Here is a 22,234-nt window from a genome sequence, read left to right as displayed (position 1 = left end):
GACGCGGAGATACGGATGGTCAGCCGACGATGATGGAACGGCCCGTCCGTGATGACGTGAGGATGGAGCCTCGATCGCTGATACTGGATCAAAAAGGTAACTGGTTGCTATTTGCAATCAATGATGCGATAATGCGGGTACTTGACCAAACAAGGGAGGAAACAATGAAGCTCTACCAGGGCATCGGCCCGAATTCCTATCGCGTGCGCATCTTCATGGCGGAAAAGGGCATCACACTGCCGATGGTGGACATCGATTTCTTTAAGGGCGAGCACAGGGCGCCGGACTTCCTTAAGCTCAATTCGCTCGGACAGATCCCGGTGCTGGCGCTCGATGACGGCACGATCATCACCGAGAGCGTGGCGATCTGCCGGTATCTCGAGGAGACGCATCCCGAGCCGCCGCTCTTCGGCACCGATGCCGTCAGCCGCGCCAAGGTCGAGATGTGGAACCGGCGGGCGGAACTGGTGATCTTCACGACCATCGGCAATGTCGCGCTCCACACCGAAGACTTCTTCAAGGATCGCCTGGCGCAGTTTCCGGCCTTCGCGGAAACCGAGCGCAAGGCGGCGCCGACGAAATGGGCCTGGCTCGATCGCGAGCTTGCCGATGGCCGGCCATTCCTCGCCGGCGAGCATTTTTCGATCGCCGACATTACCGCCGGCGTCTGCGGTTGGCTGGGCGAAGCCTTCGGCATGGAAATCCCGGATTCGCTCGAGAATGTGAAGCGCTGGAACGAGCGGGTCAGGAGCCGGCCGAGCTGGAATGCTTGAGCGACGCCTCGCTCTGTTCCTCACGTATCGGACTTAAGGTCTACTGCATGTTTTCCTTAAGTCGTAGCCGATTTAAGGACAAAAGCATGCAGTAGTCCAAAGTGCTGCAGCATCCTTTGCGCGTCTTACAAGACGCGCGGCGCTGTAGCCAGGGAACCAGCACCGGGCCTGCACGTTCCTCTCAGCAGCACGAAAATGGCGGCGGCCGGGAGGAACCGTGCGCACCGCCACCAACAGAGGCGGCGCGCACATGTATCTCATGGCCCTTGCGACAGATTATGACGGCACGCTGGCAGAGGACGGCGTGGTTCGGCAGGAAACGCTTGAGGCCTTGAAGAGACTGAAGGAGACCGGGCGCAGGCTGCTGCTCGTCACCGGGCGTGAGCTGCCGGATTTGAAGCGGGTCTTTCCTCACACGGACCTGTTCGACAAGATCGTCGTCGAGAACGGCGCCTTGCTTTATTCGCCCGACAGCGAGGAAGAGAAGCCGGTCGCCCCGGCGCCGCCGCCGGAATTTGTCGAACGCCTGCGGCAGAAGGGCGTCGACGACATATCGGTCGGGCGTTCTGTCGTCGCCACCTGGGAGCCACATCAGGCTGCCGCGCTCGAAGCGATCAACGAACTGGGTCTCGAACTCGAGATCATTTTCAACAAGGGTGCGGTGATGGTGCTTCCGACCGGCGTCAACAAGGCGACCGGGCTCAAATCTGCACTCGAGGAGATGCAGCTTTCCTTCCTGAACGTCGTGGCTGTCGGCGATGCCGAGAACGATCACGCGCTGCTGCGGACGGCCGGTTGCGGTGCTGCGGTGGCAAATGCCCTGCCGGCGCTGAAGGATACCGCCGATCTCGTGCTCGTCGGCGCGCGCGGCGAAGGCGTCGAGGAGTTGATCGCGGCGATCATCGAACGCGACCACGCGCTTTGCATCAACGAGCGGCACCGGGTTCCGATCGGCGAGGATGGCGACGGGGCAGTGGAAATCGGGCCGCGCGACGTGCTGCTGATTGCCGGAAGCTCCGGCAGCGGCAAGTCGAGGCTGGTGACGGCGCTTTCGGAGCGGCTGCAGGAGCGGCGTTCACAGTTCTGCGTCTTCGATGCGGAAGGCGACTATGAGGGGCTCGAAGGTACCGTGACCGCGGGCAGCAATCTGGTGCCGCCCACCGACGGCGAGGTCGTGGAACTCCTCGCCAATCCGGACAACAATGTCGTGATCAATGCCCTCGGTCTTGAAGTCGAGGAACGCCCGGCGTTCTTCGCCGAGCTGATGCCGGCCCTTTCTGCCTTTCGCGCCAAGACAGGCAGGCCGCACTGGCTGGTCATCGACGAGGCGCATCTCGCCCTGCCGGCGTCACGCGACAGCGCCTCGCTCGCTCTGGCGGACGATCGTTCGGGCATGATCATGATCACCGTTCATCCGGAGTCCGTTTCTCCGGACGTGCTTGCGGCAGTCACTGCCGTCGCGGCACTCGGTCCGAAGGCGCGCGAGGCGATCCAAGCTGTTTGCGCGGTTCAAGAAGAAGCGCCGCCGGACTGTCTTGACGAGGCGCCGGCGCACGATGAGGTTCTTTTCTGGCCGCGATCGAGCGCCGCGCCCGTGCGGCATATCCGGATTGAAAAGCCGCGGCAGGTCCGGAAGCGCCACACGCTGAAATATGCCGAAGGCCATCTGGACGAGGAGGCGAGCTTCTATTTCCGCGGTCCGGACGAGGAGATGAACCTGCGCGCCCACAACCTGATGATCTTCCTGCAGATTGCCGAGGGGATCAACGACGAGACCTGGGAGCATCATTTGCGGGGCGGCGACTACTCGAAATGGTTCGGGGAAAGCATCGGCGACGCGGAGCTGGCGGAGGACGCCGCAGGGATCGAGGAAGATCGCTCGCTCTCGCCCGCCGAGAGTCGCGATAGGATCGCCGAGGCCGTGCGCCGCCGCTACATCGCACCCGCATCGGGGTAGGACTGACCCGCCGCTATGCCTTTCTTCGCCTACTGCACCATTTTAGCGTAACAGGGGCTGCAAATGAAAATCCTGTCGCATGCCGACCAGCCGCTCGAGGAATGGCGTCCGGGCGTACAGACGCGGATGAACGTCGCCGCTACCGTGGGCGCAAGCGAGCTCTGCATCTTCGAGCAGTGGGTCTTGCCCGGAGCCGGTGCGCCTGACCATTTCCATTTCGTCGAGGAGGTACTGACCGTGCTGGCGGGCGAGGCAGAGATCCGCCTCGGCGGAGAGCGCGCAGTCCTGACGCCGGGTCAATCGCTGATCGTTCCCGCCGGCCTCCGGCACGGCTTCCGCAACATAGGTCCGGCGATGCTTCATATCCATGCGGTGCTCGCCTCCGCCTGCTTCGAGGCGGCATTCGACGACCGCGACCCTCCGGTTCGGCGATGGGCAGCGCCGCCGCCGGTGGAGCAGATCTAGACGCCGTGCCGTTATATGAGGCCGGCCGCACGTAACTGTGGACTTGCCTCGTTTTTGCCGTTCTTGCCTTCTCCGTGGCCTTTTTGAGTTCCTAAAATGAGAGACTGATTCGCGCCCGCACCGCTTTCGTCGCAGTTTCCGGGGACCGACCAGCGCCTCTGACGACCCCACGGAACTGCCCAAGGAGAAGAGCCATGACAGAGTACAAGAAGCCGATCATCACGGAGATGCGTCCGAAAATCACTGTCATCGGTATCGGCGGCGGGGGCGGCAACGCCATCAACAACATGATCACCGAGAACCTGCAGGGGGTCGATTTCATCGCCGCCAATACCGACGCGCAGGCGCTTTCGATGTCGAAGGCGGAGCGGCGAATCCAGCTCGGCACAGCCGTGACTGAAGGGCTCGGCGCCGGCTCGCTGCCGGATATCGGCAATGCGGCGGCGCAGGAGTCGATCGACGAGATCATGGATCATCTCGGCGGCACGCATATGTGCTTCGTCACTGCCGGCATGGGCGGCGGTACAGGTACGGGCGCGGCGCCGGTGATTGCGGAGGCTGCGCGGCGGGCCGGCATCCTGACGGTGGCCGTCGTCACCAAGCCCTTCAGTTTCGAGGGCCGGCGGCGCATGCAGACTGCGGAGATGGGCATCGAGCGGCTGCGCGAGAGCGCCGACACGGTGATCGTCATCCCTAACCAGAACCTCTTCCGCATCGCCGACGCGAAGACGACCTTTGCCGACGCCTTCATGATCGCCGACCGGGTGCTCTATTCGGGGGTCAGCTGCATCACCGACCTGATCGTCAAGGAAGGCTTGATGAACCTCGACTTCGCCGATGTGAAGACGGTGATGAAGGGCATGGGCCGGGCGATGATGGGAACGGGCGAGGCGACCGGCGAGAGCCGGGCGATGATGGCGGCGGAAGCGGCGATCGCCAACCCGCTGCTCGACGAGGTCTCGATGCGCGGTGCCAAGGGCGTGCTGGTCTCGATCTCGGGCGGCATGGACATGACGTTGTTCGAGGTCGACGAGGCGGCGACCCGCATCCGCGAGGAGGTCTATGACGAGGCCGACATCGTCGTCGGCGCGATCTTCGACCGCACGCTCGACGGCACCTTCCGCGTCTCGGTGGTGGCAACGGGTCTCGACAGTCCGCGCACGACCGGCGACATTCAGGGCCAGCCGGAGATGGCCAACGGACAGCCGGCACAGATCACATCGCGCACGCTGCAATAGTTCTTTGACGCAGTTCCGGCCGTCGCACACTGGAATTGCTTTGAATTCCGCAATTCCGAACGGAAAACCGCTACGCGTCTTTCGTGGAATTGCTTAGGCGGGGGAGCCGGAGAAGCAAGCGGCAAAAGGCGAGTCTTCTCGCGCCGCGGCTTCTCCGGCACTGTTTATTGCGGCAGCCCGGCCCGCTCGAGATCGGTGGCAAAGCGGTCGATGAAGTGTTCCGGCATGGCCGGAATACCGCCGAAATAGAATTCGGAGCGCGCCTTTTCGAGCGTCATCCCCGGTCGGAACCTCAGAAGCTCGGAGACCGCCGCAGGTGCCGCCTCGGCGTTCCCTTGGGCGCCGACGACGGCTGTCAGCACCATCGCCGGCCAGAAGGTGGTGTTTTCCTGCCTGAGCGACGCGCGGGCGGCCGCTTCGGCCTCAGCGAACCGGCCCGACTGGTAATGCGCGATCGCAAGCATGTTATGAAACGTCCAGAGATGCGGATCGCGCGGGCTCAGCCGGAACGCCTCGTTGATTTCGGCGATGCCCTCCTCGGGGCGCTCGACGTAGCAAAGCGCTTGGCCGAGGGCGAAATGCCCTTGCGCAAAGCTCGCATCGAGTTCGAGTGCAGTGCGCAGATACGTGATGCCGCGTTCCGGCTGGCCGCGCAGCGCCAGTGCCCGGCCAAGCGCGAGATGGGCGGCGGGCTCCCGGCTGTCGAGGGCGATCGCCCGCTCCGCGAGACGGATGGCATCGGCGATCCTGGCGTCCCGCTCGTCCAGGGCGCCGTACCAGCCGAGCTGGATGTGGACATAAGCGAGGCGCGCATAGGCCTGCGCGAATGTCGGATCGACGCCGGCTGCGCGTTCGAAGAGGTCCTTCGCGATCTTGAGGTCGTCCAGATTGAACTTGTAGAGATGCCAGAGGCCTTTCAGGTAGATGTCCCAGGCATCCATATCGGCGGCGGTCTGTCCGCGAAGCGCGGCGAATTCGATGATGCCGAGCTCGGGCTCGACCGTCCCGGTGATCTCGCCGGCGATCTCGTCCTGCAGCACGAAGAGGTCATCGAGGGTCCGGTCGTAGCGCTCCGCCCATAGAAGCGTGGCGCTTTCCGCGCGCAGAAGCTGCGCGGTGATGCGGATGCGGTCGCCGGAGCGCCGGACGCTACCCTCGATCACGTATTTGACGCCAAGATCTTCGGCCGCCTTCCGGACGTCCACCGGCTTGCCCTTGTAGGCGAAGGAGGAGTTGCGGGCGACGACCTGCAGCCAGCGGCAGCGCGCGAGCGTGTGGATGAGCTCCTCGGTGAAGCCGTCGGCAAAATGCTCCTGCTCGTCGACGCTCGACAGGTTGATGAAGGGCAGCACGGCGATCGACGGTCGCTTGCGGTCGGGTAGGCTGCGGGCGGAGGGCGGGCGGTCGGACCGCGGCCCTCTGTCGGCTCGAGCCGCCGCCGGGCTCCCGGACGCTTCGTCCGGCGTCCAGCGCCAGGCGCGTACGGGGTGGCGGATGTCGGCGAGCGGGCAGCGGCCGAGATCGGTCATGGGAATATCGAGCTTTGCGCCGATATGGTCGTGGACCTGTTGCGACAGGCAGATGCCGCCCGGTGGGGCGATTTCCTGAAGCCGCGCGGCGACGATGACGCCGTCGCCGTGGATGCCGTCATCGTCGATGATGACGTCGCCAAGATGAATGCCGATGCGCAGGTGCATGTGCCGATCTGGGTTCACGGTTTCATTGCGCCGGAGCATTGCCTGCTGGATCTCGACCGCCGAAGTGACGGCCTCGACGACGCTCGAAAACTCGGCGAGCAGACCATCGCCGATGTGCTTGACAACCCGTCCGCCGTGTCCGGCAATGGCGGGAAGAATGACTTCCGTCTGATGGGCCTTCAGCGCCGCGAACGTGCCGGCTTCGTCATGCCGCATCATCCGGCTATAGCCGGAAAAGTCCGCGTCCAGGATTGCTGCCAGCCGCCGCTTCATGCGTCAGTTTCCCATGACTCTAGAACACAACGGCTTTGGATCGAGCCAATCCAAATCATCGGCGTGACCGGCTTTTGGAAGTGAAGTGCGGGATAGCGGAAACCCCGCGTGGCGGTATTCCCCATCCCGCCTGCGCAGACTACCAACCGCGAAGGCGCGAGTCCATCAAGGTGGCGCCAAATGAATTTACGAACAGCCGTGCCGGTTGGCACGATCTCGAAAACTTGCACCGATGACATCGCGAAGTTGGACGCAAATACGAAACGATTGAAAAAGAAATTACTACCGCATTGCGAAAAGTCACTCAACCATTTAGAGTGCCCGCAATGCAATCCGAAGCTGACGACGGCTCAGAGACACACACGAGGAGTTGTCGAAGGCGGCGGACGGGGACCTTCTGAAAGACCGGCGATACATGATGATCGCGCGCGGCGGGGCTTGTTGGCCACGCCTGGCTAACGGGGGAGGCGACTGCGCGGATGAACGATGCTGCCTTGCACCTTGCCGTCATTAGTGGCGTTTCTCCTGCCGGCGACAATCCGTTTCATGTGCCACTACCACGGGCGCGTCATCGCGGCTTGGCAGCAAGACGGAGCGGCAAGGCGTGGCTGCTCGCCAGCACATCGCTCATCACACTTACCGCGTTCTCCCTGCCATTCGGTAGCCGCGCGTTGGCAGCCTGCGACCCGCTTCCGACACAGCAAGCGGACACGATTACCTGCACGGATCAGCCGGACCCGGTTTATATTCCCCCGTCGTCGTTGCTGAACGGCGCCGATACGATCCACCTGAACAGCGGGACCGCGAGCGGCTCGATCTCGGGCGGTGCGGGAGCCGATACGTTCAATCTGAACGGCGCCACGATCAATGGAACCCTCTACGGTGGCCAGTCCAGCTCGGACGGTCGCGCCTCGGAGCCCAACCACGTCGACACCTTCAACCTGAATATCGGCATTATCAACGCCCCCCTGTCCACGGGTGATGCGGTCGCGGGCGAAAGAGGCGATGATGTCGTAAATATCGGCGATGCGGTGACCATCAATGGCAACGTGTCGGGCAGCCGCGGTGCGGACGTGATCACCATGACCGGCGGCACGGTGTCCGGCTCGATAAGCGGTGAGGGCACGGAGCTTATTCCTGGCGCCGGGCCAACAGACGACGACACGATCGACCTTTTGGGTGGCGTCGTCACCGGCACCGTGTCGGGCAATCTTGGCAACGACCACATCACGATTGCAGGCGTTACGGCGACCGGCGCTGTCAGCGGCAACGAAAGCAACGACCTCATCGAATGGAATGCCGGGTTCGTCGGTGGGATCAACGGCAACGACGGAACCGACCAGGCAATATTTCGCAATTTGACGAGCGCAAACCTGAAGCCCGGCTTGCTTGTCGACGGCGGGCTGGGCGCTGCCGACCAGCTGTTGTGGGAGGGCACGGTCGGCGACGAGGTTGGCCGCTACGTCAACTGGGAGACGATAGACCTCACCAGCAATTCCGAGCTGACGTTCTCCGAGGCTTCCGATGCCTTGATCCTGGGTGATAGCGGCACCGGCACGGGTCAGCTCTCGATCGACGGTACGAGCGTGCTGTTTGCAGGCAACGGAGTTCACGCGATCGAGGCCTTTACCGCCGGCCTGGACGTAACCGTCGACAACGCCGGAACGATCGATCTGACCAACGGGCCGATCCACGACGACGACCGGCTGACCATCGTGGGCGACTATGAGGGCTTTGATGGCCTGCTTGGTTTCAATACGTTTCTCGGATCCGACGGTTCGCCGTCGGACAGGCTGATCATCGATGGGGGAACGGCTTCCGGTACCACCGGCATCTTCATCATCAATACGACCGGCCTCGGAGATGCGACTGTCGGCGATGGCATCCTCGTCGTCGATACCATCAATGGGGGCGCTACGGCCGTGGGAGCCTTCTCGCTCGCCGGACCGGTGGTCGCCGGACCTTATGAATATTTGCTTTTCCGCGGTGGCGTGACAGCCGGCACAGAAGAGAACTGGTATCTGAGGAGCGAGTTGGTTCCGTCGCCGCCTCCCGGACCGCCGCCGGGGCCGCCTCCCGGACCACCGCCCGGGCCACCGCCGGGGCCGCCACCAGGTCCGCCTCCCGGACCGCCGCCCGGACCGCCACCCGGACCACCGCCGGGGCCGCCACCGGGGCCGCCGCCGGGACCGCCTCCCGGACCACCGCCGGGGCCGCCGCCGGGACCTCCACCGGGGCCGCCGCCTGGCCCACCGCCGGGGCCGCCGCCTGGCCCACCGCCGGGGCCGCCTCCCGGTCCATCGCCGGGGCCAGCACCGAACTATCGACAGGAAGTTTCGCTTTATGCGGCCCTTGCTCCGATGGCGGCGATTTACGGTAGAAACCTCATCGGCACGCTGCATGAGCGTGTGGGCGAGGAAGAACAGCTGGGCGGCGTTCCCGGGGAGGGCACGTTCGACGGTGTCTGGAGCCGTTTGATCGGCCATCACGGCGAGCGCGACGGCGACGCGCACGGCATCTATCAGGGCTCGCCCGCCTTCGACTACGATTTCACCGCGCTTCAGGCCGGGATGGATGTCTATCGCCGGGAACAGGAAAACGGCGTGCGCGATCACGCCGGCCTCTATGTTGCCTTTGGGCATGCCGAACTCGACGTGACCCACAACCTGCTTCAACGCGAGATCGACGCGGGTACCGATCGCTTCGACGCCTATACGTTAGGGGGGTACTGGACGCGTTTCGGAGGCGAGCGGGAGTGGTACATCGACGGCGTCGTGCAGGGAACCTGGTACGACGTGACCACGCATTCGAAGCGCGTGACGCTGACGCGCTTGCCGAACTCGGTTTTCCAGTCCGAGCAGGATATTTCGGGCTTCGGCTTTGCAGCCTCTCTGGAGGGTGGCTACCCGTTCTATTTCGGAGACGGCTGGCAGTTGGAGCCGCAGGCGCAGCTCATTTACCAGACGATCGATTTCGACGACTTCAATGATGGGGCGGCGGAGATCCGTCTCGGCGACTATGAGTCCCTGACGGGACGGATCGGCGCCCGATTGGCGCGGACCTGGGCTGTCGACGAGAGCGAAAGCAGCGCCGGCGGTGAACCAAGGCTCGTGACAGCCTGGGGAAGGATCAATCTCTGGCGCGAGTTTCTGGGGGAGACGACGACGGAAGTATCCTCCGCCAATGGATTCGTGCCATTTTCGGCGAAACTCGACGAGAACTGGATCGAGTTCGGCATCGGAGCGAGCGTGCAACTGACGGCAAGCACCACACTCTACGGCAACGTCAACTATGAAACGACCTTTGACCGCGACAATCGTGGTTTCGACGGTAAGATCGGGCTGAGGGTGAATTGGTGAGGCCCCGCGGCAAGGTGAAGAATGAAAGAACTCACAGCTTACGTGCTTGAGGGCCACGAGGTCCGCATCCGTCCGGCGCCGCTCGAGCGCCGATGGATGGACCGAACGAACCAACGCTTCGCTTATCGATGCCTGCCGCTCAACATCGCCAATACACACGGTTGGGAAATACTCTGCAGCACGGCCTTCTCCGCGATCTGGGACGGGCGCTACGCACTGGATGCGGTTCGCATCAAGACGCGGTCGGACAAGCCGCCACTTGCCGTCAGTCATTTCGGCGAGGGCGTGCTGACATTTCACGTGCCGTGCATATTCAAGACCGAGCCCGGCTTCGATCTCTACGTCACCGGGCCGATCAACAACCCGAAGGACGGAATAGCACCGTTGACCGGCATCGTGGAGGCCGATTGGTCGCCGTACACCTTCACAATGAACTGGATCTTTACCCGCCCGGCGCACCGGGTGCATTTCGCGGCGGACGAGCCGTTCTGCCATATTTTTCCTGTGAAACGCGGTGCGCTCGAAACCGTCACGCCCACCCTTCGCCCGCTTGCCGAGGCTCCGGAGATCGAGCGCGAGTACCGGCTCTGGTCGGAGAGCCGGTACAACTTCAACCGGGATCTTGCCAATCCGGAGTCCTCCGCTGCCCAGGCGCGATGGCAAAAATCCTACTTTCGCGGCGAGCTTCCTTCAGGAGAGAGCGGACCCGGCGACCATAGAAGCCGACTGCGGTTGCGACCCTTCAAATAACCTTATCCTCACATGCGTGGACATTGTTAGTGGCGCGCGGACCGCGACGACGGCGCCGGAGTCGCGAGGTCGGACCTTATTCGATCAGCAGCAGCCCACGCTTCTTGTCGCCATCGACGGTATCCATCGCCGAGAACAGCCGCTCGCGTTTGATCAGCCAGGGCTTGTAGTTTTCGTTTACGTCGAGGACGAAGACCATGTCTTCCGCCTCCAGGTATCCTCCGATCGGGGAGTGGTGACCGACACCGGCGCCGAAGATCTTTTCGCGGCTGAAGTTGACGATGTAGCGGCGGTTGGGATCGTTGGCGTGCTTCATGTGCTGGTGGAACTCCTCCGCCGTCAGATCCCGCAAAACCGAGACCTGCCGTCCGGTCTTCGTTCGCGCAACGTCGGCAACTTCATCGAGCGTAAGCCCCATGATGCAGAAACCGGTCCAGCATTTGCCCGTGCCTTCCAGGACAGCGGCTTCGGTCGTCTCCTCTTCACCGATGGAGCGGAACGTGTTGGCGATGCTGGATGGGCCGCAGCGCGAGCCGTTCGATTGCCAGGTCACATCTTTCCCGAAGGTGGCCGCCACGGGAAGCTGCCAGGCGCGATCGACCAATTCCGGCGTGCGAATGACTGCGGCCTGGATCGCTTCGGGCGAGACGCCGGACGAGCCGAGGGCAAAATAAGCAAAACCGCAAAGCAGGCCGACGCAAGCCGCTATGGCGAAAACCAGGCCGCGCTTCATGGCGTGAACCTCAACCGTGCAGATAAGGAACAATGCGCCACTACAGCGCCGCGCGTCCAGTCGGACGCGCAAAGGTCGCTATAGCGCTTTGAAGCGCTGCATGATTTTGTCCTTAAATCGATTCCGATTTAGGGAATCATGCCGCAGGGCGAGAGATCAATCGCAGAGGGCGCGCCTGCTACCCGCCGGTGAGATATTCGGGTTCGGCGTCTTGCGCCTAACGCCTGCTTGCCGGTGCTACGCGCCAGATCGTGTTGCCGACGTCGTCGGCGACCAGCAGGGCGCCTTTCTTGTCGATCGCCACGCCGACGGGGCGTCCCAGGGCCTTGTCGTCCCTGTCGATGAAGCCAGTCAGCACGTCCTTCGGCGGGCCGGCGGGCTTGCCGTTCCGGAAAGGCACGAAGATCACCTTGTAGCCGCTGCGCACGCTGCGGTTCCACGAGCCGTGCTGACCGACGAAGGCGCCGTTGCCGTAACCCGGCCCGAGCCGCGCGCCGTTGGCGAAGGTCAGCCCCAGCGAGGCTGTGTGGGCGCCGAGCGCATAGTCCGGCTTGATCGCCTTGTCGACGAGGTCCGGCCGCGGCGGCTTGACGCGCTCGTCGACGTTCTGGCCGAAATAGCTGTAGGGCCAGCCGTAGAAGCCGCCGGCACGCACGGAGGTCATGTAATCCGGCACAAGGTCGTCGCCGAGTTCGTCTCGCTCGTTGACGGCAACCCAGAGCCTGCCGTCGTCCGGATTCCAAGAAAGCCCGTTTGGGTTCCGGAGGCCCGAGGCAAACACGCGCGTGCGGCGGCTCGCGAGATCGACCTCCAGAACGGCAGCGCGGTTCTGCTCCGCCGCGATGCCGTTCTCTCCGACATTGCTGTTCGATCCGACGGTGGCATAGAGCTTACGGCCATCGCGGCTGGCAATGACATCCTTGGTCCAGTGATGATTGAGGTTCCCCGCGGGCAGATCGACGATCTTTTCGGGCGCGGCTTTCACCTGGGCCTGGCCATCGGAATAGGGGAAGGCGACGAGGGCGTCGGTGTTGGCGACGTAGAGTTTGCCTTTCGACAGGGTCATGCCGAAGGGCGAGTTCAGGCCTTCGATGAATGTACTGCGCCTGTCGGCGACACCATCGCCGTTGGTGTCTCGCAAGAGTGTGATGCGGTTGGCGCTCTCGGTAGCGGCACCGGCGCGCTTCTGGGCCTGGTCCGTGAAGACCTTCTTGAGGCTGAAATATTCATCGTGTTTGGCGGGAGCATTGCTTTCGGCGACCAGCACGTCGCCGTTCGGCAGCACGTGCAGCCAGCGGGGATGATCGAGGCCGCTTGCGAAGGCCTTCACCGCCAATCCGCTTGCCGCCCTCGGCTTGGCGCCATTTGGCCAGCCCTTGGCTTCGGCGATGTTGACGGTCGGGACCAGCGTGCGGCTGGGCGCCGGCAGCTTCGGATCGGGGCCATAGATGCCGTTTTGCTCCGCACGTCCTTGTGCCGAAACGCCGGCGCAACCGGCAGCGAGCGCTCCGGTAAGAGTGATAGTAACGATAGCGACAATTCCAGGCGAACCGGTTTTCATCTTGCGTCCTTCGAGCGGAAATTCCTCGCGCCCCTACACAACACTTCGATCCGCTCCAGATTATTTATCATGCGCTCCTAACACGGGTGCGCAACCATCGTTCCCTGCAATCTTTGCTTGGGGCGTCATGGAGGAGTATTCTGTAATGCTTACAGCGCCGTGCGTCCTTCAGGACGCACAAAGGACGCTGCAAGTCTTTGAATCTACGCATCGTGCTTTCCGAAAATCGATTCCGATTTTCGGGCCGATGCGCTAGGCGAAAGAAGCCTATGTTTTCGGGAGGTAAAGATGAAGCGTAGAACCCAGGTTGGGGGGAGGACGTCGCGTCGCAAATTCCTGAGCGGCGCAGCAATGGCCGGGGCGGCGATGATCGCTGCACCGAGCGTCGTCAAGGCACAGGGGCCGGTGAACATGCGCTGGCAAAGCACCTGGCCTTCGAAGGACATCTTTCACGAATTCGCACTCGATTTCGCCAAGAAGGTCAACGACATGACCGGTGGCGACCTCAAGATCGAGGTGCTGCCGGCGGGAGCCGTCGTGCCGGCCTTCGGCCTGCTCGACGCCGTTTCGGAAGGGACGCTCGACGGGGGCCACGGCGTGCTTGTCTATCACTACGGTAAGCAGACGGCGCTGGCACTCTGGGGCTCCGGCCCGGGATTTGCCATGGACGCAAATATGCTGCTCGCCTGGCACAAATACGGCGGCGGCAAGGAACTGCTGGCAAAGCTCTATGATTCGATCGGCGCCAATGTCGTGTCGTTCCCGTATGGGCCAATGCCGACGCAGCCGCTCGGCTGGTTCAAGAAGCCGGTGGCGAAGGCCGAGGACCTGCAGGGCCTGAAGTTCCGCACCGTCGGCATCTCGATCGACGTATTCACCGGCCTCGGCGCGGCAGTCAACGCCCTGCCGGGCGGCGAGATCGTCGCGGCGCTCGACCGTGGCCTGCTGGATGCCGCGGAGTTCAACAATGCGTCCTCCGACAGGGTGCTCGGGTTCCCCGACGTCTCGAAGATCTGCATGCTGCAGAGCTACCACCAGAATGCCGAGCAGTTCGAGATCCTGTTCAACAAGCCGAAATACGAGGGACTGCCCGACCAGATGAAGGCGATCATCACCAATGCGGTCGAGGCGGCGTCGCAGGACATGGCCTGGAAGGCGATCGACCGCTATTCGCAAGACTATGTGGCGATGCAGACGACGGACCAGGTCAAGTTCTACAAGACACCGGATGCGATCCTCAAGAAGCAACTGGAAGTCTATGACGAGGTCGTGAAGAAGAAGGCCGGGGAAAACCCGCTGTTCAAGGAGATCCTGCAATCCCAGATCGCTTTCGCCGAGCGGGCGACGCGATGGGAACAGGATACCGTCGTTGGCCGGCGGCTGGCGTTCGACCACTATTTCGGCCAGGAGGGCGTGGCCAAGGAGCTCTAGATCACGATGATTTAGGTGGATCGACCTAAAATCATAAACGTGATCGATTCTAAACAGTTAGAGCGGGATGCGGGCGGAAAATACACTTTTCCTCATCCCGCTTCGAGAAGGCCCTGGGCCGCCGGCCCAGGGCCGCAAACGTCACCGATTGCAAAAAGTAGAGCGGTGATGCGGCCCCGGCTGCGTCTGCCGCCGCCGGTGGGAGGCGCGGGGTGAACGTTCAGTATTTTCTCCTGAGGGTCGATGCGATCAGCGTATGGATCGGCAAGGCTTCCGCCTGGCTGATCATCGGCCTGATGACGCTTGTCTGCGTCGAGGTCGTCAAGCGCTACATCCTCAACATGCCGACGGCATGGATCTTCGACGCCAGCAACATGTTCTACGGCACGCTGTTCATGCTTGCCGGCGCCTATGCGCTGGCGCAGAACGCCCATGTCCGCGGCGATTTTCTCTACAGTTCGCTGAGGCCCCGGACGCAGGCGGCGCTCGACCTTTTGCTCTACATTCTGTTCTTCCTGCCCGGCGTCGCGGCCCTGATCTATGCCGGCTACGACTATGCGGCGCTGTCCTGGCGGATCGGCGAGCATTCGACCGTGACGGCGGAAGGCCCGCCGATCTACTATTTCAAGACGGTCATTCCGATCGCGGGTGCGCTGGTGATGCTGCAGGGGCTTGCCGAGATCGTTCGCTGCGTCCTGTGCCTCAGGACCGGGGAGTGGCCTGAGCGGCTGCGCGACGTGGAGGAGATCGACGTGGTCGCCCAGCAGCTCGCCGGGAGCGAATACGTCGACGCGGAAGCCCGCGATGCGGCGATCGAACGGGCGCAGAACATCGATAAGGCGGCCCGGCAACGGGGATTGGGCGGGGAGGTCGAACCGTGAGCGATCAGTTTCTCGGACTGACGATGCTGACGCTCATCGTCGTGGTCATCGTCATGGGCTTTCCGACCGCCTTCACGCTGATGGGGCTCGGCATGCTCTTCGGCTTCTACGCCTTCTACAATCCGGCCGAACACTGGATCGACAACCGCGTCTTCGACCTGATGGTCCAGCGCACCTATGGCGCGATGACCAACGACGTGCTGATCTCGATCCCGCTTTTCGTGCTGATGGGCTATGTGATGGAGCGCGGGGCGCTCGTCGACAAGATGTTCTACAGCATCCAGCTCTCGTTTCGGCGGGTGCCGGCGTCGCTCGCGGTCGCGACGCTGATCGTCTGCACCTTCTGGGGCATCGCCAGCGGCCTTGTCGGCGCCGTGGTTGTGCTGATGGGCGTGATCGCCATGAGCCCGATGCTGCGCGCCGGCTACGACGTCAAGCTCGCCTCGGGCGTGATCACCGCGGGCGGCACGCTCGGCATCCTGATCCCGCCCTCGGTAATGATCATCGTCTACGCCGCGGTCGCGGGGCAATCCGTGGTCAAGCTTTATGCGGCAACGATGCTGCCGGGCTTCTTCCTGTCGTTCCTCTATCTCGCCTATATTCTCGGCTGGGCGGCGATCAATCCGAAGATCGCGCCGGCTTTGCCCGAGGAGCAGACACGGGTTCCGGTCGCCGCCTGGATGGGCAAGCTGCAGGCAGCCTATTCGCCCAACATGCTGGCCGGGCTTTTCCGTGCGCTGGTCTCGCCGGCGAAGGCGCTGGCGCTGGAGACGGGCGAGGGGCGGCTAACCTATTGGCGGCTCCTCAAGAATTTCGCCGCGGCACTCGTGCCCTTCGCGCTGACCGTACTCACATTCGCGCTCGTGTGGTGGTATGCCGTCATCCATCCGCAGGCCGCCGCCGAAACGGAAGCGCCGGAGGGGCTGGAACAACTCGGGGCACCTGCCGTCGACAACGGGCCGGCGGTCGTCAACGGGCCGAGCACCGCCTTCTATGTGTCCTTCGCCATCGCCGCCGCAATCGCCGCCCTGGTCCTCATCCGCTACTATCGCAACATGAGCGCCGAGCGGCTTCAGGTGATGAAGCTGCTCGTCTCCTCCGTCATGCCGCTCGGCATCCTCACCGTCGTCGTGCTCGCCGTCATCCTGTTCGGCATCACCACCGCGACCGAGTCCGCGGCGGTCGGCGCCGCCGGCGCCTTCCTGCTCGCCTTCCAGGCGCGCACGCTCGACTGGAAGCGCACCAAGGAGGCGGTGTTCCTGACCGCGAAGACCACGGCGATGGTGTGCTGGCTCTTCGTCGGTTCGGCGCTCTTTTCCGCCGTCTTCGCCATCCTCGGCGGGCAGGCGTTGATCGAGCAATGGGTGCTCGCGCTCGATCTCACGCCAATTCAGTTCATGATCCTGTCGCAGGCGATCATCTTCATCCTCGGCTGGCCGCTCGAATGGACGGAGATCATCATCATCTTCGTGCCGATCTTCCTACCGATGCTGAGGCACTTCGACATCGACCCGGTGCTCTGGGGCGTGCTCGTCTTCGTCAACCTCCAGGCGGCCTTCCTGTCGCCGCCGGTGGCGATGTCGGCCTACTACCTGAAGGGCGTGTCACCGCCGCACGTCACCTTGAACCAGATCTTCGCCGGCATGATGCCTTACATGCTGATCGTCATCCTCTGCATGATCATCATGTATCTCTGGCCCGGCATGACGCTCTGGCTGCCGGAATATCTCTACGGCTGAGCCACTGCATGTTTCCCTCAAATTCTGGCCGGTTCAGGGATGGAAACGTGCAGCAATTCAAGGTGCTAAAGCGCCCTTTGCGCGTCCGATCGGACGCGCGGCGCTGTAGGGCGGGCTTTCGGCCGAATGTAACAGTAACGTACTTCATCCATCGGCCCCGGACTTCGTATCCTTCGCCGAGAAAGGAAGGAGGCCGGCCGTGAGCATGATCGACATCTTTGCCTGGATCGTGCTGATCGTGCTCGTACTGAGCACGGTCTTCGTGATCGTCTTCCTCGCCATGCTGCCGGGCATGATCGCGAAGCGGCGCAACCATCCCTGGGCGGAGGCGGTGACAGTCGGCGGCTGGGTGACGCTGTTCTTCGGCTTCGTCTTCTGGCCGCTTGTGCTGATATGGGCCTATGTCGACGTTCCGGCATCGGCTGCAAGGGAGCGGCAGCCATGATCGTCGTCCTCCTCAATGTCTATCTCCTCCTCCTGTTCTGCCTGGTGAAGTTCGGGATCATCCCATTCAACCTGTTCTGGAAGATCTCGCCGATCCTGGTGCTGCTCCTGCTGCTGGTCGGCCTGTTCATCCCGATGAACTGGGGCGCGCCGCAAGGCTTGGCGCTGGTCGTGCGCAATTCGATCGGCATCGTGCCGAACGTCGCGGGTGAGGTGGTCGACGTGCCAGTGGCGGCGAACGCCCAACTCAAGGCCGGCGACGTGCTCTTCCGCATCGATCCGGTGCCCTACCAGTCGAAGGTCGAGGCGCTCCAGGCGGAGCTCAAGTTCCAGGAACTGCGGCTGGCGCAGACGACGCAACTTGAGACGACCGGCGCCGGCCCGGCCTTCGACGTCCAGCAGCGGCAGGCCGAGGTCGACAATCTCAAGGCGCAGATCACCAATGCCCGATGGGATCTCGACAAGACGACCGTCCGGGCGCCGGCCGACGGCTACGTGACCAATCTGGCGCTCCGGAAAGGCGCGCGTGTTTCCAACCTGCCGCTATCGCCGGTGATGGCGTTCATCGACACGTCCGAGACGATCATTGGCGTCGAGATCCCGCAGATCGACGCGCGCTATATCGCACCCGGGCAATGGGTCGAGGCGACGTTCAAATTCGCGCCGGGCGAGGTTTATACCGGCAAGGTCGAAAGCGTCCTGCAGGCCGTTGCCAGCGGGCAGACGCAAGTATCAGGAGCGGCGGTTGCGCCGACGGCGATCAAGAGCGTGCCCTTCGTCGTCCGGGTCCGGCTGGACGATCAGGATTTCGCCAACCGCCTGCCGGCTGGCGCCACCGGCGACGCGGCGATCTTCACCGACCGGGTCAAGCCCGCGCATGTGATCCGCCGCGTGCTGCTCCGGCAGATCGCGATCACGAACTATATCAACCCGTTCTGACGCTACTGCACGTTGCGGCAGACGCTGGTCCCACCGAAATGCTGCACACCAACCGGCAGGCGCGCGCCGAGTGAGGCGCTGCGAAGCGGCCGCGACACGCCTGTCGCGGCCGACCGCATTCGTCTTCCCTTACGCGGGCAATGGGGCGGGCTCGGCTGTGGCCTTGGGAAAGGGCCGGAAGGTGAGGGCGATCAGGAAGGCGCCGATCCCGATGCCCCAGGCGCCGATATAGAGCCAACCGTAGCTCGCGAAGGTGTCGTAGATCAGGCCTCCGGCCAGGGGACCGGTTGCCATGCCCAGGCTGCCGGCCATCGCCGTTCCGCCGATGACGGTGCCCATCATGCGCAGGGGAAAATTCTCGCGGGCGATAACGGCATAGAGCGGCATGATGCCGGCGTAGATGAAGCCGAACACCGCCGCCACCGCATAAAACGCGCCGAGATCGCGGACGAAAAAGTAGGCCAGTGCGCCGAACGCCTGCAACAGCAGCCCAGAGACGAGGACGCGCTTGGCGCCGAACCTATCCCCGAAAAGACCGAACGCCACGCGACCGCCCATGCCGGCAAGCCCTTCCACACTGTAGATCGAAACCGCCGCAATCATCGGGATGCCGCAGCTGATCGCGTAGCTCACCGTGTGGAAGATCGGGCCCGAGTGGGTGGCGCAACAGAAGAAGTTCGTCAGAAACAGGATGATGAACTGGGGCGATCGCATCGCTTGCCCCACGGACATGTCGAGCTGTTCTCCATCCGAAGCGGCGACGGCATTTTGGCCCTCGAGCGCGGGCGGGCGGCGTACGAGCAGCGCGACCGGGATCATCACGGCCCCGGCAAGGGCGGCGATGATCAGCAGCGACGTTCTCCAATCATAGATGGTCACGAGCCAGGCCGCGAAGGGAGACATGGTCATGGGCGCCATGCCCATGCCGGCTGACACGAGAGACACGGCAAGGCTGCGCTGCGTGTCGAACCAGCCGGTCACGCAGGCCATCATCGGAGCAAAGATTGCGGCGGTGGCGCCACCGACAGCCAGCCCGAAGACGAGCTGAAACTCGATGAGCGAGGTCGCCTGGCTCGCGAGAGCCAGCGCTCCCGCCAGGATAGCCGAGCCAATCGAAACGACCACGCGAGGCCCCCAGCGGTCCGACAGGGTACCCCAGATCATGCTTGCCAGCGCCATCGCGATAAAGCCGATGGTCATGGCACTGGAGACACCGGTAACGGACCACCCGGTCTCCTGGGAAATGGGCCGGAGAAAAACCGGCAGCGAAAACATGGCGCCGATGGCGATGCAGCCCAACAGGCCACCGGCGGCGACAATCACCCAGCGATATGAACTTTGCGTCTGAATCTGTGCTTTCGACATGGAAAGACCTCGTGGAAAAATTGGCGACGCCGGGCCTCAGATGAGCGGCGCTTCTCAAAGACGAACGAGTTGCTTGAAAATCGACATGCCTCAAAAAATCTGCCGCTGACGTGGCGCGACCTGCCGCCGCTCATTACGTCCGGCGCGGGTTCGGCGGCGGATCGCCCAATCCTACCTCGGCCTCCGGATGGCTCTGATCTTGCCGGCGTGCCCACCACCGCAGAAGAAGCGGTCGCCGCCGTCGGATTCGAGCCCGGACACGCCCACGCCAGGCGGCATGTCGAGGCGCTCCAGGACCGTGCCCGTTTCGGGATCGATATGCCTGACATCGCTCTCGTCGCCTTCCCAGGTGCCGTGCCAGAGTTCGCCGTCGATCCAGGTGACGCCCGTAACGACCCGGTTGGATTCGATGGTGCGGAGGATTTTGCCGGTCTCGGGATCGATCTGGTGGATCCTGCGGCCCCGGTGCTGGCCCACCCAGAGCGTGCCTTCGGCCCAGGCGAGCCCCGAGTCACCGCCGCCGCCCGGCGCCGGGATTGTCGCGAGCACGCGGCCGGTCTTCGGATCGATTTTCTGGATACGGTCCTCGGCGATCTGGAACAGGTGCCGGCCGTCGAAGGCCGTTCCCGCGTGGGCGGCGACATCGATCGAGCGTGTGAGTTCCCCGCTCGCCGGATCGACGGCGTTCAACCGGTCGCCCGAGGCGAACCAGAGGTGACTGCCGTCGAAGGTGACACCATGCACGTTGTCTGCTTCGGGGAAGGGGCCGTATTCACGAAGGATTTCGGCGGCGGATCGTTTCATGCTTTCCTCCTGATGCATGATCTCCTGCAGCGCGGTACAAAGCCCTCTGCAGCATTTGGCTTGCGGTGCGCCGATCGATCCGATCGGCCAGCATCGCCGGTTTACTCGACGATTTTCCAATAGGAGTCCTTGCGGATCACCTTCCCGTTGCGAAACGTGTAGAAGTCACAACCCCGGACCTCTAGTCTGTTCCCCTCGCGCGTCGTGCCCGTGAGGGTCCATTTCGAGATGCCGGTACCAGCGGCCTCATCTACAAAATGTTCGTCGTTGCCGTAGTGGACATCAGGCAGGCCTTCAAAGCGTGTTGCCAACGCTTCACGTACGTTCCGTTTGCCCTCGAACCGCGAGCCCCAGGGCTTGCTTCCTCTCGGCATCTCCAGCACGCAATCGTCGGAAAAGAACGTCATGATGCGATCGAGATCATGGGCATTGAAGGCTCCGCACAGCTCCGTCAGTGTCGATCGAATGTCCATCGCGCTTCTCCATCCAGTCAGAAGCCTGCATAGAAGTATCTGTCTTTAGTCGGCATGCATCAATCCGTCCTTGGCTGATGAGGTCGCCTCACACTAGTCGCTGGGCAACGGGCCGGGGAGTAACAAGATTGTCGGGAAACCGGTGAGCGGCGGGGTCATCCAGCGGCGCGCCGGGCCGCGGCCGAAAGCCTGCACCTTGCCATCCGCCGCAAGCTGCTCGAGCGCGCGCTGCACGGTGCGGGGGCTCGCGTCGAGCGCGATCGCCAGTGCCGAGCTTGACCAGGACTCGCCGTCGGCGAGGAAGGCGAGCACCGCCGCGTGCCGCTCTTCGACGGGCGGCGCCAGCACGATGACCTCGCGCGCATGGCGCGGTGCCAACCTAAAGCCTCGGTCGGTCGCGCTTATGTCTGCGAGCGCCCGAAGCTCCGCGCGAAGCCGGCCGATTTCCACCCGGAGCCGCGCGCGATGGGATTCGTCGGCGTGTTTGGCGCGGAAGGCGCGGGAAAGCAGCGTGCTCCTCGTCACGTCTCCCGGCCAGGCTTCGGCGAGCGCACGCGCCAGCGCGAACAGGATCGGGCGCGTCGCGAGCGAGACCGCCAGCCTCTCGTCCCTGACGACGTTGCGGCAGGCGTCGATGACAAGCGCCCCGGACGAAAGCAGGGCCTCGACCTCCTCGAGCAGGAGGGGCCGTTCCTCGCCCCGCGCAATCAGGCGCGCCGCCGGTGTCTTCAGCACCAGCGATGCGCTTTCGACCTCCGCTGTCAACGCTGGGATATCCGCTTGGCGCGCGGCCTCGGCGGCCCGCGTCAGCGCGGCGTGCGCGGCATGCGTCTGCAGGCGCCGGGCGGCGATGCCCGCAACTGCGAGTTCATGGGCGGCCCGCAAGCCTGGCGGAAGCGGGGAGGGATCGAACCCGGCCAGCATGCGCTCGGCCTCGTCGAGGCGGCCGATCAGCAGCAGGCGCCGGACCTCGACGTTCAGTGCATGCGCGGCATTCACCCGGTCGCCGTGCTCTTCGAGCGTTGCGCGCGCGGCGTCGAGCGCCTTTGCGGGCCAGGTGAGATCGCGCGAGACGAGGGCGATCTCGGCTTCGGCGACGACGCAACGGGCGCGCGCCACGGCTTCCCTCCGCCCGAAGGCGCGCGCGGCGCTCTTCAGCAGCGCCTTTGCCCGGACGAGATCGCCGAGCTGCGCCATGGCGATGCCCCGGAGCGCGAGCGCGGGCGGGTCATCGCGCAGCGCAACCCGCTTCAAGGCGCCAAGCGGATCGCCCGTCGCAAGCGCGCGTGCCGCGGCGGTGATCAGCGAGTCCATCGGAATCCCGTCACACTTGTCACTCTCACCATTCGAAA

18 protein-coding genes are annotated in these 22,234 nt (G+C 63.7%); 11 read left to right on the top strand and 7 right to left on the bottom strand.

Features of this window, described 5'->3' with window-relative positions; genetic code table 11:
* The first annotated feature begins 164 nt into the window (after nt 1-164).
* From FKV68_RS13085 to ftsZ, 4 genes are all read left to right on the top strand, one after another.
* Nucleotides 165-773, top strand: a complete 609-nt coding sequence (locus tag FKV68_RS13085) for a glutathione S-transferase family protein (protein ID WP_180938248.1) — start codon at nt 165-167, stop codon at nt 771-773.
* Between the two features lie 250 nt (nt 774-1,023).
* Nucleotides 1,024-2,730 carry an HAD family hydrolase gene (locus FKV68_RS13080; RefSeq protein ID WP_180941496.1) on the top strand — a complete coding sequence of 569 codons (1,707 nt, stop codon included), beginning with the start codon at nt 1,024-1,026 and terminating at the stop codon, nt 2,728-2,730.
* A 63-nt stretch (nt 2,731-2,793) separates the two neighbouring features.
* Entirely contained in the window at nt 2,794-3,195 is a 402-nt protein-coding gene (locus FKV68_RS13075) for a cupin domain-containing protein (protein WP_180938247.1), read from the top strand.
* A gap of 194 nt (nt 3,196-3,389) precedes the next feature.
* On the top strand, nt 3,390-4,433 hold the full coding sequence (gene ftsZ / locus FKV68_RS13070) for a cell division protein FtsZ (RefSeq protein WP_180938246.1): 1,044 nt from the start codon (nt 3,390-3,392) through the stop codon (nt 4,431-4,433).
* A gap of 164 nt (nt 4,434-4,597) precedes the next feature.
* Here ftsZ and FKV68_RS13065 read toward each other — a convergent pair whose 3' ends face one another.
* Nucleotides 4,598-6,403: an adenylate/guanylate cyclase domain-containing protein gene (locus FKV68_RS13065; protein WP_180938245.1), complete on the bottom strand. Its 1,806-nt coding sequence runs from the start codon at nt 6,401-6,403 to the stop codon at nt 4,598-4,600.
* Between the two features lie 479 nt (nt 6,404-6,882).
* Here FKV68_RS13065 and FKV68_RS13060 point away from each other — a divergent pair, with 479 nt between their 5' ends.
* Together FKV68_RS13060 and FKV68_RS13055 are read left to right on the top strand one after the other, a co-directional pair.
* Nucleotides 6,883-9,762: an autotransporter family protein gene (locus FKV68_RS13060; protein WP_180938244.1), complete on the top strand. Its 2,880-nt coding sequence runs from the start codon at nt 6,883-6,885 to the stop codon at nt 9,760-9,762.
* Between the two features lie 21 nt (nt 9,763-9,783).
* Entirely contained in the window at nt 9,784-10,512 is a 729-nt protein-coding gene (locus FKV68_RS13055; RefSeq protein ID WP_180938243.1) for a DUF6065 family protein, read from the top strand.
* A 76-nt stretch (nt 10,513-10,588) separates the two neighbouring features.
* Here FKV68_RS13055 and FKV68_RS13050 read toward each other — a convergent pair whose 3' ends face one another.
* Together FKV68_RS13050 and FKV68_RS13045 are read right to left on the bottom strand one after the other, a co-directional pair.
* Nucleotides 10,589-11,245 carry a phytochelatin synthase family protein gene (locus FKV68_RS13050; RefSeq protein WP_180938242.1) on the bottom strand — a complete coding sequence of 219 codons (657 nt, stop codon included), beginning with the start codon at nt 11,243-11,245 and terminating at the stop codon, nt 10,589-10,591.
* 217 nt (nt 11,246-11,462) lie between these two features.
* The gene (locus FKV68_RS13045; RefSeq protein ID WP_180938241.1) at nt 11,463-12,806 is read right to left on the bottom strand and encodes a PQQ-dependent sugar dehydrogenase; all 1,344 of its coding nucleotides are present in this window, start codon (nt 12,804-12,806) and stop codon (nt 11,463-11,465) included.
* A gap of 288 nt (nt 12,807-13,094) precedes the next feature.
* Between FKV68_RS13045 and FKV68_RS13040 the strand changes: the two genes are divergently transcribed.
* The 5 genes from FKV68_RS13040 to FKV68_RS13020 all read left to right on the top strand — a co-directional run bounded on the left by FKV68_RS13040 (nt 13,095) and on the right by FKV68_RS13020 (nt 18,240).
* Nucleotides 13,095-14,237, top strand: a complete 1,143-nt coding sequence (locus tag FKV68_RS13040) for a TRAP transporter substrate-binding protein (protein WP_180938240.1) — start codon at nt 13,095-13,097, stop codon at nt 14,235-14,237.
* A 212-nt stretch (nt 14,238-14,449) separates the two neighbouring features.
* The gene (locus FKV68_RS13035) at nt 14,450-15,118 is read left to right on the top strand and encodes a TRAP transporter small permease subunit (RefSeq protein ID WP_180938239.1); all 669 of its coding nucleotides are present in this window, start codon (nt 14,450-14,452) and stop codon (nt 15,116-15,118) included.
* Nucleotides 15,115-16,857 (top strand): TRAP transporter large permease, encoded by a 1,743-nt coding sequence (locus FKV68_RS13030; RefSeq protein WP_180938238.1) that lies wholly within the window; start codon nt 15,115-15,117, stop codon nt 16,855-16,857. The genes FKV68_RS13035 and FKV68_RS13030 overlap by 4 nt, the downstream gene beginning before the upstream one ends.
* Nucleotides 16,858-17,056: 199 nt before the next feature.
* On the top strand, nt 17,057-17,302 hold the full coding sequence (locus FKV68_RS13025; RefSeq protein WP_180938237.1) for a DUF3302 domain-containing protein: 246 nt from the start codon (nt 17,057-17,059) through the stop codon (nt 17,300-17,302).
* The gene (locus FKV68_RS13020) at nt 17,299-18,240 is read left to right on the top strand and encodes an HlyD family secretion protein (protein WP_180938236.1); all 942 of its coding nucleotides are present in this window, start codon (nt 17,299-17,301) and stop codon (nt 18,238-18,240) included. The genes FKV68_RS13025 and FKV68_RS13020 overlap by 4 nt, the downstream gene beginning before the upstream one ends.
* Before the next feature lie 129 nt (nt 18,241-18,369).
* Here the strand turns inward: FKV68_RS13020 and FKV68_RS13015 are convergent, their stop codons facing one another.
* From FKV68_RS13015 to FKV68_RS13000, 4 genes are all read right to left on the bottom strand, one after another.
* Entirely contained in the window at nt 18,370-19,605 is a 1,236-nt protein-coding gene (locus FKV68_RS13015) for an MFS transporter (protein ID WP_180938235.1), read from the bottom strand.
* Nucleotides 19,606-19,776: 171 nt separating this feature from the next.
* Nucleotides 19,777-20,409: a Vgb family protein gene (locus tag FKV68_RS13010; RefSeq protein WP_180938234.1), complete on the bottom strand. Its 633-nt coding sequence runs from the start codon at nt 20,407-20,409 to the stop codon at nt 19,777-19,779.
* Between the two features lie 101 nt (nt 20,410-20,510).
* Nucleotides 20,511-20,882 carry a nuclear transport factor 2 family protein gene (locus tag FKV68_RS13005; protein ID WP_180938233.1) on the bottom strand — a complete coding sequence of 124 codons (372 nt, stop codon included), beginning with the start codon at nt 20,880-20,882 and terminating at the stop codon, nt 20,511-20,513.
* A 93-nt stretch (nt 20,883-20,975) separates the two neighbouring features.
* Nucleotides 20,976-22,196 (bottom strand): ATP-binding protein, encoded by a 1,221-nt coding sequence (locus FKV68_RS13000; RefSeq protein WP_180938232.1) that lies wholly within the window; start codon nt 22,194-22,196, stop codon nt 20,976-20,978.
* Nucleotides 22,197-22,234: the final 38 nt, after the last annotated feature.

This window comes from Sinorhizobium mexicanum (assembly GCF_013488225.1).
GTDB lineage: Bacteria > Pseudomonadota > Alphaproteobacteria > Rhizobiales > Rhizobiaceae > Sinorhizobium > Sinorhizobium mexicanum.
The sequence above is the reverse complement of the archived record's forward strand: the minus strand, read 5'-3'. Positions and strand labels throughout refer to the sequence as shown.